The sequence below is a fragment of the Burkholderia sp. Ac-20379 genome, assembly GCF_017104645.1.
Classification (GTDB): domain Bacteria; phylum Pseudomonadota; class Gammaproteobacteria; order Burkholderiales; family Burkholderiaceae; genus Burkholderia.
Genome location: NZ_JAAGPF010000210.1, coordinates 1 through 13,276, shown reverse-complemented (window position 1 = coordinate 13,276; position 13,276 = coordinate 1). Strand labels below are relative to the sequence as shown.

Annotated in this window: 12 protein-coding genes; 2 read left to right on the top strand and 10 right to left on the bottom strand. The window is 54.8% G+C overall.

All coding sequences use genetic code 11. The features are described 5' to 3' along the window. Positions 1-86: 86 nt before the first annotated feature. Positions 87-1,028: a hypothetical protein gene (locus G3N92_RS22755; protein ID WP_241014969.1), complete on the bottom strand. Its 942-nt coding sequence runs from the start codon at positions 1,026-1,028 to the stop codon at positions 87-89. Between G3N92_RS22755 and G3N92_RS22750 the strand changes: the two genes are divergently transcribed. Both G3N92_RS22750 and G3N92_RS22745 read left to right on the top strand, forming a co-directional pair. Further along, positions 922-1,539, top strand: coding sequence for a M24 family metallopeptidase (locus G3N92_RS22750; protein ID WP_241014968.1), 618 nt, complete (start codon positions 922-924; stop codon positions 1,537-1,539). The two genes, G3N92_RS22755 and G3N92_RS22750, sit on opposite strands and share 107 nt — an antisense overlap. 94 nt (positions 1,540-1,633) lie before the next feature. Continuing rightward, entirely contained in the window at positions 1,634-2,572 is a 939-nt protein-coding gene (locus G3N92_RS22745; protein WP_206129836.1) for a 2-hydroxyacid dehydrogenase, read from the top strand. Between the two features lie 179 nt (positions 2,573-2,751). Here G3N92_RS22745 and G3N92_RS22740 read toward each other — a convergent pair whose 3' ends face one another. The 9 genes from G3N92_RS22740 to G3N92_RS35540 form a co-directional block, all read right to left on the bottom strand. After that, positions 2,752-3,126: a sel1 repeat family protein gene (locus tag G3N92_RS22740; protein WP_206129835.1), complete on the bottom strand. Its 375-nt coding sequence runs from the start codon at positions 3,124-3,126 to the stop codon at positions 2,752-2,754. Between the two features lie 305 nt (positions 3,127-3,431). Further along, the gene (locus tag G3N92_RS22735) at positions 3,432-3,980 is read right to left on the bottom strand and encodes a hypothetical protein (RefSeq protein ID WP_206129834.1); all 549 of its coding nucleotides are present in this window, start codon (positions 3,978-3,980) and stop codon (positions 3,432-3,434) included. Positions 3,981-4,205: 225 nt separating this feature from the next. Next, positions 4,206-4,589 carry a HEAT repeat domain-containing protein gene (locus G3N92_RS22730; protein WP_206129833.1) on the bottom strand — a complete coding sequence of 128 codons (384 nt, stop codon included), beginning with the start codon at positions 4,587-4,589 and terminating at the stop codon, positions 4,206-4,208. A 155-nt stretch (positions 4,590-4,744) separates the two neighbouring features. After that, a complete protein-coding gene (locus G3N92_RS22725; RefSeq protein ID WP_206129832.1) occupies positions 4,745-5,245 on the bottom strand; it encodes a hypothetical protein in 501 nt (166 codons plus the stop codon). 17 nt (positions 5,246-5,262) lie between these two features. Then, the gene (locus G3N92_RS22720) at positions 5,263-5,739 is read right to left on the bottom strand and encodes a hypothetical protein (protein ID WP_206129831.1); all 477 of its coding nucleotides are present in this window, start codon (positions 5,737-5,739) and stop codon (positions 5,263-5,265) included. Positions 5,740-6,389: 650 nt separating this feature from the next. Continuing rightward, positions 6,390-7,160 (bottom strand): DUF4435 domain-containing protein, encoded by a 771-nt coding sequence (locus G3N92_RS22715; RefSeq protein ID WP_206129830.1) that lies wholly within the window; start codon positions 7,158-7,160, stop codon positions 6,390-6,392. 1 nt (position 7,161) lies between these two features. Further along, on the bottom strand, positions 7,162-8,262 hold the full coding sequence (locus G3N92_RS22710) for an ATP-binding protein (protein ID WP_206129829.1): 1,101 nt from the start codon (positions 8,260-8,262) through the stop codon (positions 7,162-7,164). Between the two features lie 352 nt (positions 8,263-8,614). Beyond that, positions 8,615-9,172, bottom strand: a complete 558-nt coding sequence (locus G3N92_RS22705; protein WP_206129828.1) for an SMI1/KNR4 family protein — start codon at positions 9,170-9,172, stop codon at positions 8,615-8,617. 603 nt (positions 9,173-9,775) lie between these two features. Beyond that, on the bottom strand, positions 9,776-12,967 hold the full coding sequence (locus G3N92_RS35540) for a glycosyltransferase (RefSeq protein ID WP_206129827.1): 3,192 nt from the start codon (positions 12,965-12,967) through the stop codon (positions 9,776-9,778). Between the last annotated feature and the right edge of the window lie 309 nt (positions 12,968-13,276).

Below are 13,276 nucleotides of genomic sequence, written 5' to 3'. Positions count from 1 at the left end.
CTTCGACCGTGCCCGCGCCGCCGCGCGAGGCAGCGGCTTCGATGGCCGTGGCGGCGAGCGAACGCGGCAGCGGCGCGGCCTTCATGTCAGGCGAGCGATCCGGCGACGCTGACATCCGGCTCGGCGCTGACATCGCGTTCGGCGGCGGCGCGGCGCGACGGCCGGCGGGGCGTAGCGGCGGGGTGTCCATCGTCGGCCTCTTTCGGTGAGCGGGCGGCGGCGAGCGGGTCGCGCGTGCGGCTTTCGAGCACATGTTCGACGCACAGCCCGACCAGTTCCGCGTCGAGCCGTTCGAGCGACAGCGCCGCCTCGCGCAGCGCGGCCGGGCCGGCCGCGGGCGGCGGCGCGAAGATCACGTCGCGGAACGTTTCGGCGCGTGCGACGCGATCGATCAACTGTTGCAAGTCGGCCAGACGGCGAAACCGCGCGCGCTTGGCGCTGACGGCGAGCGCCGCCAGCAGCAGGTCGAAGCGACGCGTGTCGTGGCCCTGCGCCGCGTGGCCGGGATGGGCGGGCGAGGCCGCGCCGTCGGCGAACAGCGCGACGAAGCGCAGCAGGCTGCCGCGCAGCCGCGCGAACGCGTCCACCACGTCCACGATCAGGGCCGCCCGTTGCGCGTCGTCGCGCCGCCGAACCGCCACGATGCGCGACGACAGTTCGCCGTGCCGGACTTCCTCGTCCGTCCAGTGTGTAGAGATGCTCATACGCCTGTCGCGCCGCACGCCGCGCCCGGCCGCGAGAGCCGCCGCGCGCAGCCGGCACGATCCTGTCGATCGGGGTTGCGAGATGTCACGTAATATACACCAGGATATAACGCTGTCGATCCGGAACGTTTTTCGAAGCGACGGCGCGGCAGGCAAACGACGAATGGGTGAGCAATCGATGGAAGACACGAAGCAGGCGGTGGGCGCGCGCTTTTCGATGGACGCGATGCGGCATGCGCGCGCGATGACGTGGCGCGCGGTGGACGAGATGGCGGACGAGATCCGCCCTGGCATGCGTGAATCCGAGGCGAACGCGCGCTGCAAGGTGCTGCTCGGCGAGCTGGGCATGGATCGGCTCTGGCACCCGGTGCTGATCCGGTTCGGCGCGAACACGCTGAAGACGTTCAAGCAGCAGCCCGAAGGCGATCCGGTGCTTGGCGAGCACGACATCTTCTTCGTGGATCTCGGTGTGGTGTGGCAGGGCCATGAAGGCGACGCGGGCGCGACGTTCGTGGTGGGCGGCGACGCCGAGCAGCAGGCCTGCGCGCAGGCCGCGAAAACCGTGTTCGACGAGGTGGAGGCGCACTGGCGCGGCACCGGCGCGGGCGGCGCCGCGCTGTACCAATACGCGGCCGAGCGCGCCGAGGCGCACGGCTGGCGGCTCAACGTCGACATCAAGGGGCACCGCGTCAGCGATTTTCCGCACGCGATCTACAAGGCCGGCAACCTCGGCGATTACGATGGCGTGCCTGCCAGCGGGCTGTGGGTGCTCGAAATCCAGATCGCGCACCCGAGCCGGCCGTTCGGCGCGTTCTACGAGGATCTGCTGATCTGACGGCGCGGGCTGCCGCGCGCCAGCCGCGCGTCAGGTGCGGCCGGGGGCTGCTTGCTACACTGGCCCGCATCTTCCGACGAGCCCCGAATCCGCCATGAAACCGAGCCTGCTGGTCCTGATCGCCGTGCAAGACGATGCACGGGCGCGCCTTGCCGATGCCTACGAACTGATTTACGCCCCCGACGCGGCTTCCCGCGAGCAGGCGATCGACACGCGCGGCGCGGATGTGGAACTGGTGCTGACCAACGGCACCACGGGGCTTTCCGAAGCCGATCTGGCGCGGCTGCCGAAGCTTGGGTTTCTGCATGCGCTTGGCGTCGGCTACGAAAATCTGCCGGTGGCGGCAGCGCGGGCGCGCGGCATCGCGATGGCGCACGGCGTGGGCGCCAACGACGACTGCGTGGCCGATCACGCGTTCGCGCTGCTGCTGGCCGCGGTGCGCGGCGTGGTGAGGCTCGATGCCGCGTGTCGTGCCGGCGTGTGGCGCGACGCGTTGCCGATGCAGCCGAATTTCTCGAGCAAGCGGCTCGGCATCGTTGGGCTGGGGCGGATCGGCGAGAAGGTTGCGCGTCGGGCTGGCGGGTTTGATCTTGAGGTTGGGTATCACAACCGGCGCCCGCGCGACGGTGCCGCGTTTCGCTATTTCGATGCGTTGGCCGATCTGGCGGGCTGGGCCGATTACCTGCTGGTGGCCACGCCGGGCGGGGCGCAGACTCGGCATTTGGTCGATGCCGCGATTCTCGATGCGCTTGGGCCGCGGGGTTTTCTCGTCAATGTTTCGCGAGGGAGCACGGTGGATACGGCGGCGTTGGCTGCCGCGCTGCGCGACGGGCGGATTGCCGGGGCGGGGCTGGATGTGTATGAGAGCGAGCCTGCGCCGCCGGGGGAACTGATCGGCCTCGATAACGTGGTGCTGACGCCGCATGTGGCCGGGACTTCGCCTGAGGCGCGGGATCGGACGATTGACCTGTTTCTTGAGAACGCCGAGCGGCATTTTTCGGGGCTTGGGCTGGTTACGCCGCTTGAGGGGTGAGGCGGTTTTTGCGGAAAACCGGTCAAAAATGGGCTGTTTTCTGCAGCGGATCGGGAAAAATGGGTGATGCGAAGTGATGTTGCGGGATGCGAAGTTTGGGGCTTCGAGGGCTTGGGGCCTTAGCCAGGTGGGGCGGTCGTGTTGCTGGGATTCTCGATATGCCGAGGCTTGCGATGATCCTAGATCTGCGGGTCAGGCTTTCTTGAACTCTCCCACCACGCCGCCAGCTCTTCGTGAGCTGTCACATCACCCATCTCGACCGCCCGATCTAGCCAAAAATTCGCCCATCGTTCCTTGCCCTCATTTTTATACAAAATGGCCAAATTGGATGCCGCATAGGCAAGGCCATTTTTGATTGCTTTCTTGTACCAGAAAATTGCTTTTTCTCGATCTCTGGGCCCAGCTTCCGCTGCATCGTACATATTTGCCAAAAAGCTTTGCGCATCACCCAATCCAAGATTGGCGGCTTTTTCCACTTTATAGAAGGCGGATTGAAAATCGCCGTTATCATGAAGTGCAATCCCGGCAACGTACAACGATTCTCGTTCGTCCATTCGCGTGGCTCCTTGCTATATGAGAGTCTGGTAGGTTGGGCTGGGATTTATGTTACACGTGGATTTCGTACGCGGCCGCATCTGTAGGATCGGCAGCGAATCGAATTTAGCGATGTTACTGAATTCTGCGAAATGTGGCGACGGTTGGAGTTCTAGATGCGACGTCCGACAGTGGCCAAGAATGGGTGACCGTAATCGACCCATGACGATCAGTCACGTTTCTCCTAAGCGGATGCTCCCTATGATATCGAGCTGCAGCCGGAGATTCAGTTGAATAACGATGATGTTGCGTAAGCCTCGAATTTTCAAGAACGAAATATAATAAAAAGAAAAAGAGTCAGAATAAAAATCAACATCATCGAATTTCTCCAGGCTCTTGGGCCAAGCCTGAATTTTGTTAAATTTGTGAAATCTTGAGTTGGCTGATGATTTTTTGCCGCTTCGACAAATCCATCCGCAACCTTCGCAGCATCGCTAAAGAACAAGCGTATCGCCGAAGTATCCGAATCAAATCCACTGAATCCGCTGGGCCCCAACCGGATCAAGAGAACCCCCTTGCTCAGCTCTATGCGCGCGAATGAATCTCCAGCCAAGTTAATGGCAGCTCTAGTGAACTGACTGTTTTCTCCAAGGCTCTTATGCAAGATATCCGCACCTCGTCCCCAGATGCAAATACCATTTTTAAGCGCATAGCTACGCGTAAAAAAGCTTCCGCCGCTATTTCCGATTTTTATCTCCACATCATATTCAGAATTTACAAACAAATTCCTTTTTATATAAAGCCATCCTCTAATGAGCGACACATCAAATTCATATTCTCTGGAAAATTTATCAAAAATTTCAAGCAAGGTCATGATAGTCTGGGAATTTTTAGATATGAATTCACTGAAAAATCTGCCATGCGCAGCTCGATGCTACTTTGTTCTACGAACTTGCAGGTCGTCTTTTTCGCCCTAGCTCGATAAAAAACTATCACTATGTCGCGGGTACCGGAACGACCGTTTCTGGCCGAAAGCCGCCAGCCAAGACTGGCGGTTTTCGACCCGAAGCGGTCTTTCAATCTTCCCGATACCGAACGTTCAGCACTTTGTAAAAGGAAGCGGCCAGTGGCTCAGTCCTTCTTCGCCGTACTTGCGTAAATAGATGTCTTCGTGACGGGCCAAGTGCTCAAGGACTGCACGAGATGCGGGCGTTCCAATTCGAGCGAGCGCATACGCGCACTTGCGCTGGAATTCGTGGAGATTCCCCCATCTATCCATGTACGGAAAGTTAGATGTAGCGGCTCTGGCGATTGCTGGGATAGCGGCAGGATTTCCGATAAGCCCAAGATCAAACACGATGTCTTCATGACGCTCGTGCCCGTCCAAGTTGAGCAGTTCAATCAAGAGTGGTAGCCGAGTTTCGTCAGTCGGGGCGCCATCCAGTTCAGCGCACATCTTTGCAACGTCTTTGGGTTCATCCATACGGGTCATTTCGTTTTCCGAGAAGCGCCTATCCAAACCGTAGAAAATGAGAGGCTGATCTACATTTCGGCGTCATGCCTGTTTGAGCGACTGAGGAATCCGCCAGATTATGAACGACTTTGCAAAAATATAAAGCCTACAATACACCTTTTTCATCATGCCATCGCCAATCCATCCCAATAATCATAAGACTTAAACAAGCTATCCGGCCGCTTCGTCTCCGCAACTACTCCGATAGAAAAAACACTTGCAACTTGCATCGGGCTGAGCGTCACTTTCCCTTGTCCAACTACAACAGGCTGTCCAAAATCGACCAAATCCATATCATCGCTGCATACCAACAGCGGGACAATAGTCGAGGTGCTTTGCTGCCTCGGAGTGAAGCGCCGTCTTGCAAGCGCATACTCATCCTCGTCGACGAGCCATATTATTGAGAGGCCGAGCATGGCGACGTCGGGTTCATTCAGGTGGGTAGATAGCCATTGCTCTATGGCGACGTCATCGATAGTCAGCCATCCACAACGACTGCGGGAAAATGATGGCTGATGGTATGCGGCGGCAATACGATGAATCATGAGAAATCCTTCAAATTGATTGCGACCTTGAAAGCTCATCAAATCCGAAGGTCGAGCGGCAAGTTCCTGCTCGATGCACAAGCCGACGGCTGCTCAGTCTAGCTAAGGCGCAACTTGACTTTGTTCCAAGCTGTTTGGGCACCTGAAGACTGTGCCAGATTACGAACAACTGCTGGATGAAAGTCACAATTCAGTTGCATGAGTGCATACGCGGCTTCATATCGAAGCTCAATGTTCTCCGAGGTCAGTGCTTCTGACAGCCCTGAAATTGCCGACTCGCTTACCCGGCGGAATTCGGCTAGCACCTTTGCTGCTGTTGGGTCACCTCTTTGCAGTTCTAGAACAATTAGTGCTTCGAGCCCATTAGCACGCTCGCCAAGCCTCATAGCCACCTCAAGCGCGCAACGCAAAGGTAAACCCAAGTTCCTGTACGGAACACCAAATGCATTTCTGGCGCTTCCGTCTAGCAACCCTCTAAGAAGCGGGACTGCGCCTTCTCCCAGAGAGAGGATTTCTTGCTCTCCGGCCATCATTGTCACCGGATTTAGCAATTTTTCGAAAATTTCCAGACTCATAAAGTAGATCACCTCGTCGCTTATCTCACGGCGTTCATATGCAATGATTTATTGCTTTCGGCAACAGCATCAGCAGCGGCAAAACCTTCTGGGGCAATATTTTATTTTCTTTGCCTTATTTTCATCCTGGCTCGCATCTCTTTCATTGCGCGTTTGTCTTCGCGGTGAATAATGAAATGCCTTTGGTCGTTCGAACATTGAATTCCATGAAAAGGCATTCCAACTTTCCAGTTATCAGGTATGGTTTTGATGGCGGCTTAGCATGCAGGGCGGTGTAATAAATTCCCTTGTTGAGAAAGCTTAATGGTCTCAATGTTAGATATTTTGTTCGATATTAAAGTCAATTTTTATCTCTTCCAAATTAGCATTTCCCTTGCGATAAATCTGGATAAGGCGACTGGCAGTGGCTTCATTTGTAGATGCTGCGTCGGCTGCTAGAGATTCGTGGATGACTTGTGTTATCAGCTCTTATAGCTGATGTCACCACTGGCTCTCGCCCGACGCGAACGCCCGAAACCGACCCATTCCGGTCTGTGGAGATTCCGTTAAGCGGACGCTCGCACGGGCTCTTAGTGAGGATGCAGCACGTAGGCCCAGTCATACTCGGCAAGAGCGAGGTGCCAAGAGGAGCCGAGCCTCCATAGCGCGTATTAAGAAGGCGTCGGACAGTTCAAAGCCAGTTCCAGTGATTCCCTCACGGAGGTCTGAATTCTTTGGAAATGGGAGCCCTTTCTGGACGCTCCAATTGCCATCAATTGCTTGCCTCCAAATTTCGCATGCCGGTTCTTGGCTGACAACTGGCGAAGAAGTAAGGCGAATAGTGACTTCCCCCTTACTAGGGCTCCGTAGTTCGATTGAATGGTTTCAAGCAGCGCTTCCGGATAAACCTCGCCTTCATACAGCACCACCTCCGCTTTATAAAAATCCTCGTCATCCAGAACTTTTCCTGCATGCGTACGGAAGCTTGACGCCGCTCCATTTATATTTCTATAAATAGAAAGCGCATACCATCGCAGGAATTTACTTAATTCAGCCTTAAACCTCGCCACCTCTTCGGGGATAAGCAAATCCTCGAGATCACCATCGACAAAAAGATCATTCTCTATGGAATATCCGGTTGTGGTAATAACATCGTCTATATTACTTGGTCGTTCCGTGATCGAGTATACCCAAAGGTCATTGTCAACAACAAAAACGACCGGCACCGACACTGGGCCTTCTTTTATTTTATTTCTAAGCTCAAGTACGGCATCTTTGTTTCCGGCCGGAAGCATATCAACATCCAAATCGCGCAATTCGTGTTCGATAGAGCGATAAAAAATAATGTCATCCTTGCCCTCTACCAAGACTGTGGGGATAGATGTCCGCTTAAGAAGTTCATAGATTTCGTCCACGGTCGGGCGTGTCTTTTCCGAGCTCATTTCACTCCCCCTTGTCGACGCCGACGCTCACTTCCTTATCGGGATATTTTGCGTAGATAAAGGGGGAATGTGTAGCGAAGATAAATTGATTACCCGATTCCTGCGACTCGAGGATTGAGTATAATTTCCTCTGCCAATCGACATGCAGGCTAAGCTCTGGCTCATCAATGAAAATGATGGAATTTTTATGAAAAGCGTTATAGCAAATGAAGCTGAGCATCTGCTTCTCGCCCGCCGACAAAGCATCGCTTGTCACCGCGGCAGCGGCGTCTCCAAAGCTGAGCCGAGTTCCAAAGGAAATGCCGGAGTGCCGAAACAATCTCTCTACGAGATTCCGTACTGCGTTGAGAGGAGTGAGGGTACGTAAACTAAACTCCTCTATTTTCTCAATTTCTGCACGGGTCTCCGAAAGAAGAGAGTCCGCATCTTGTCGATTGTTTTGAGTTTTCTCATATTGGCGAATTTTCTCAATCACACTTTTGGTGACTTCGCCTTGGAATGTATTTATTTCCTCAGATAAGGTTGCGTACCTTTTTAGCAGCAAGCTAACAATGTCTTGACTGGAAAGTGCAGCAACGAATGAATGGCCCTCATTCGAAAGTTTTCGTGAAATCGATACCAGAGAATCTTCTAGTTCACCATTGGATTTATTTCCAGCTCTTGTTCGAGTCGGTGTAGCTGGCGTAATCGAGAATCCACCTTCGATTCGGCGGAAAGTGGGGAAGAAAATGGAGCTCCCCTTCCCGATCATGAGAGAGTGTGCCTTGTCTTCTGCGTACTCGGCATAATTTTCCGAATCATCGACGTCATCCTCTAGAACGATATAATCGTCATCAATCTCCAGTTCGACTTTGCAATACATGGAACCAGTGCGAATAACCGTACAGTTATACTCATCTGTGTCAACGGTGCATGACTTGAAATTGACCTCTCTAAGGGCGAGTAATATATTTCCACTAATTATAGCCCAGGCCAATTTCATGACGGTTGTTTTTCCTGATCCGTTCATTCCGGTCAAGATATTCAGGTCTGAATTGAATTTATAAGTAGTAATCCCGGGCTTGCCGAAAAGCCCATTAACCGTCATGTAGTTTATTTTCATATAGATTCGCGAATTAGGTTTTTAATGTGGTTTTTATTCTATCTACAACAAGTTATCGACGAGCAATTTCTCTCGATCGTAGGATGACATGCCCATCGTACACAACTACCCAAAGCAGGAGCGCCGAGCGAGTCGTGGCCGATGTGTATTGCTGTCGTTCAAAGCTTCCTCAAGATCGAGGTGAGGACGCATTGTCAACGATCAACCAATGCATGTCGAGTGACGACTTCTGGCCGAACTGCGCCGTACGATGCTACCGCGCCGCGCCGGCAACGTCCGAGCGGCGCATCCCGACCCGAAGCGGACCTTGCCCCGAGTGGCAATCCAAATACCAGCAAATAACGTCATCACTCTACGCGGAATCCACAACGTCGAGATACTTGCCATTCCATACCGCACGGTCAAGCCAGTCGATCCAACTCTCCACGAATGCGTCAAATGAATTGGCAAGCAGACGCTTTAGGTCCTCATCGCGACCGAATGCGATAACTTGACCGACACCGCCTCGCGCGTCTGGATCAAAGTCCATGCCGACGTGGTTTCCTCCACCATCGTGGCTGAACGGAATCCAATTCCGGTTGCAGTATAGAGGTTTGATGAAGCCCTGCGGCTCGGAGCCCATGAATTCGGCGCAGTCATCATTCATCGCATTCTCGTCTATAGAACGCCAGTTATCCCATTGCTGGCGTATGCCAGAGACGGAGAGAAACTGATTGCCATACATAAGCCCAAAACCGTCTTGGCCGTCATGGATTCGCAAGAACTGCTTGAACGATTCAGGCAACAGCAAGCCCATATGTCCCTCCAGCGTTTCGATGTCGGCTTGCGATGCGCCGGGCCGTAAGGCCATCTGGTCCAGACAGCCGAGTCTCGCCAACCGATCTTTTATGCGCGTCCATTGTTGTTGCATTCGAGGCTCCTCCTGTGATTACCACCTTGCTGATCATTTGATAGTCGAGTACGCATTCACTGTCCGCTACTGGCCGGCCTCCGCCTTCAGATCTCTGACGTCGATAGATCGATACGCGCGCGGAACTCAGGGCGCGTGCGCGCTAATCGAGCCACGAGATGCATGACTCAAGTCGATTCCTTGCCATTTGAATGTCGAGACACCGATGGCGACGCAAGTGACGAAGATCGTCACCGATATCACGAGCATGATTTTGGTTTTCACGCCCATAAAGCTCCTAACACCGTTGTGATACAGGATTATCACGCCAATTATCACTCAGTTGGACGTCGACCGAGACCGACCGCTTCTGGCCGAACCGCGCCGTACGATGCTGCCGCGCCGCTCCGGCGAGCCGGCGACGTCCGAGCGGCGCATCCCGACCCTGAGCCGTCGGTCGGCTTCCGACGAAGCGGCCCACTGCGGAATTCGGCGATCGCCCAACAACTGTCGCTCGCTAACGACAGCTATCGGGAAGCGCTTAACGAACGCCGGAAAGGCGATCTTCCAGAGGTTGATACGTCTGCATCGCCATCGAGCTTCAGCGTGGAACCAGGACTCCAGCTACACGGCAGGCTCGTCGAATACTGCACGCACCAACGCGGACGAAGCCGCCTCCCATGTGTAGTCTCCTAGGATGTCTTTCAGGTCTGCAGTGCGCCTAAAAGCGGCTTTGCGATCGCGAAGGACGAACTCGATCGCTTTGCACCATTCGTCGGCAGACTCATCGCAATCGTCAACTGTTCTAACGACGTACTGCTGCAGTTGGCTGGCACTAGAGATCTTCTTCTTGAGAAATTCCGCGAAACCGCTCTTGTTGCTGACCAACACCGGCGTGCCTACCTGAAGTGCCTCCAGTGGCACTAGGCCAAAACCCTCGCGTCTCGAAGGCATAAGAAGAACGGAAGCGCGTCGCAGATCCTGCTCGATAGTGTCAATGTCAGCAGAGTACTCTTTAACTCGGATCGATAGATCGCTGGGGAAAACAAGCTCACGCAGGCGCTCTCGCAACAAAGTGCCCGTCCCGGTAGGAGCACCCCGGACAACGAGCTCCGGCTCTGATTCGAACTCAGAAGCGGAGTCCATGAGCTTCGCCATGGCGCGCGCCGCAATGTCGAGACCTTTCAGCTCAAGATCGTCCGCACGACCGAGCACTAGGCAGAGAAGGCCAGGTACCGGATCCCTGGAAGGAATGCCGTGTAGACCCGGAATGAACTGATGCAGTCTGGGCGGAGCCTTAAGTGCGGACAACAAATTTCCGAACTCCAGATAGAGTCGTGGGCCAACCGCTGCTACCAAGTTGGCCCCGTGGCACAGATCGCGTTCGATTTCCTCCCGACGCTCTGCCGATTGGGCCGCGTCCTCCTTACCCTTGTACCATTCGATCTCACCTGGTGCCATGTGTACAAAGTGGATCCGCTTAGCATTTGGGTAAGAGTCTTCTTGTTGAACCTTCGCTGCATTACCAGTGATGCGGCCGTGCCCAATGATGAGTTCAGGCACAAAGTCGCCTATCGGGAGCTTGCGCATCAAGCCACTAAAATCGTCTGCACCCCTGACCTGTGACGCTCCGATCAGTCGGACGTTGCATGCTGCGGCGGCATCGACGTCGCCAGATTGGACGTCTGGAATGACGCAGAAAACTTGATGGTTCAGCTTTGCCAGTGATGTGCAGAGTTCTCGATTAAACGTGGAGAGCCCGCCTTGCTTTGCTGCCCATTCGGTGGCTAAGACCAGAATGCGCTTGCCCACCGGAGCCAGAGGTTCCGCTGCGACTTGCGGTGGATGTGGGGCTGCTACTAGCGCAGCTCGCTGATCGGACGGCAACTTCATGCGCAGATGGTCTTTCAGACGAGCGCGCACCATCCTTTGAAGCTCGCGTGCTGATTCAAGATCGGGCCCGTCGAAGTTTCCATCCGCGATGGGAGCATCGAGCAATTTGTCAGCATCCTCTATTCGATCTTGTTTCAGAAGCGTTTGAACCAAAGCACGATACAAAGCGATGAGATCGTGCTTGGCGGGGATTCTCGTGACGCCGTCCTGTAGAAGACTAGTCGCCATGTCCGGCCTGCCTTGTTTGATGTACAGGTCAGCGGCCTTCAGGTAAATCGGCGCAAGGGACTTTTCTGCAGGGACATTCAGTATCCCGTCCTGCAGGAGGATCAACGCGTCCGAAACCTTATCGTTGTTCGCAAGTAACGTAGCCCCAAAGTGGTAGAGCGCAAATCGCTTGTCCTGCGTCGGAACAGAGTCGAGTGCCTTGTAAATCGTTTCGATCGCAGCAGGTATGTCGCCACTTTGTTCAAGGAGTTGTGCGAGCAACACCCAGGCGTCCGCGGGAACACGCCGTCCCAATGCGGCCTTGCGGGCGTGCTCGACGGCTTTGTTCAGATCCCCAGGTCCGCCGCGCGCACGCAAGCATCTTGCCATGTAGTAGTGCAGCCCACCCGGACCATCGTCTTCCAGCAGAATCGCTAGAATGCCAATGCGTTCATTTAGTACGTCCGGATGATCGGGCACTGGCGAGGTGGCATTCATCTCGGCCTTGGCGACATCCATCATCTGGACTAAGAGCTGCTTGAGCTCGTCATAGCGCCCGGCGTGATAAAGATGGTATCGAGCTTCCGCGAATGAGTTGACCAAGCGAGAATTGAATCCGCTCGCGTCGCGCGACTTCAACGGTCGCGCGTAGTATTCGGCTGCCCGTGCATGCGCCTGCCTAAAATCGGAATCATGTTCTTTGAGGTGAGTTAGCCCGATTTCTCTAACCACAGTATGAACGGAGTACCAACCTCCAATATGCTTCAGCAAGAAGTGCGAGACGAGCGCATGCGCTAGTTGACGGCTTTCTGCTCGCTTTCCGTCGCACAGAAGTTGGAACACCGGCTGTTCGAAATTCTTTCTATGGACGCTCAACATCAAGAGGCGCTTGTGGTGCCCTGAATCGAGGTGCGTAATTGAACGCTCCAGGAGATCCTTTTCGAGTTTGAGCAAGAACTCACGCGACATGTTTCGGTCATCGACTGACCAGAATCCCGGGTGGCGTCCGACTACTTCATCGAGGGACTCGAACGCGAGCGTTGAAACCAGTGTCTCAATCGCTCGGGGATTGCAGCCTAGCGCTTGAACGAGGTCCTTCTTTCGTTCATCGTCGACGCTCTCTGGGATGTTGGCCTCGGCGAGCCGATCCTCGAGGAGATCAATCGCTTCCTCTGGCTGAAGTTCGCCCAACTTCTTGATTGCTATCTCGGTTGACCAACGTCCTTGCACAATCAGTCGATCGCTCAATAGAACAAGTCGTCCTCCATGCCCGCGGCGCGAACCGATCGACGCAAGAATCGAAGCAAACTCGTCGATAGGTTCGCCAGTATCCGACTTGAAGAGGCGTTGGGCATCATCAATGACGATCAACACCCGTTGGCGCAGCGCACGGTCGAGGGCTCGTGTGAGATTCATCTCGCCATCGGCCAGCAATACCGCCTCCATGTCTGGTAGATGGCAATGGCTGCTCAAGTTGGCTGCCAGATCGATGAACAAATCGTTCAGAGACGGATCGGGTCGGTCCGGCACCTCTTCAAAGCAGGTCTGAAAGCCGGCGTCGCTGCGGGCCATTTCACACAAGTCACCGGCAAGCGCAGTCTTCCCGACACCGGGGAAACCCTCAATGAAGCAAATGGTCGGGCCTTCGTTAAGCCAACTTTTAGTCAGCGACTCAAGCAGTAGTTGACGCTGAGCTCCGAAAACCTTCTTATACATTTACCCTCCAACTTTGGATGATCTTATTAGACTATCGCGAACGCGCAGTTTTATTTGGCCCCCGGCCAATGTACTACGAACCGGGCGAGTCAAAAAATTGACACCCACGACGGCTCTAATCGCGATAAGCGAATCGAGCCAGTGGACTGCCCAGGGAATGCTAGACGCTGCCGGCCTATGATTGGACTGCCCAGGGAATGCTAGACGCTGCCGGCCTATGATTGGACTGCCCAGGGAATGCTAGACGCTGCCGGCCTATGATTTGAGCATAGGAGGGCGTCATGAGTGCACAGAGATTTACCCCGGAAT

Bases quoted from the DNA above. Each gene is read 5' to 3' on its own strand.
- G3N92_RS22750 (WP_241014968.1), top strand. From the start codon at position 922: ATGGACGCGATGCGGCATGCGCGCGCGATGACGTGGCGCGCGGTGGAC.
- G3N92_RS22745 (WP_206129836.1), top strand. From the start codon at position 1,634: ATGAAACCGAGCCTGCTGGTCCTGATCGCCGTGCAAGACGATGCACGG.
- G3N92_RS22740 (WP_206129835.1), bottom strand. From the start codon at position 3,126: ATGGACGAACGAGAATCGTTGTACGTTGCCGGGATTGCACTTCATGAT.
- G3N92_RS22735 (WP_206129834.1), bottom strand. From the start codon at position 3,980: ATGACCTTGCTTGAAATTTTTGATAAATTTTCCAGAGAATATGAATTT.
- G3N92_RS22730 (WP_206129833.1), bottom strand. From the start codon at position 4,589: ATGGATGAACCCAAAGACGTTGCAAAGATGTGCGCTGAACTGGATGGC.
- G3N92_RS22720 (WP_206129831.1), bottom strand. From the start codon at position 5,739: ATGAGTCTGGAAATTTTCGAAAAATTGCTAAATCCGGTGACAATGATG.
- G3N92_RS22715 (WP_206129830.1), bottom strand. From the start codon at position 7,160: ATGAGCTCGGAAAAGACACGCCCGACCGTGGACGAAATCTATGAACTT.
- G3N92_RS22710 (WP_206129829.1), bottom strand. From the start codon at position 8,262: ATGAAAATAAACTACATGACGGTTAATGGGCTTTTCGGCAAGCCCGGG.
- G3N92_RS22705 (WP_206129828.1), bottom strand. From the start codon at position 9,172: ATGCAACAACAATGGACGCGCATAAAAGATCGGTTGGCGAGACTCGGC.
- G3N92_RS35540 (WP_206129827.1), bottom strand. From the start codon at position 12,967: ATGTATAAGAAGGTTTTCGGAGCTCAGCGTCAACTACTGCTTGAGTCG.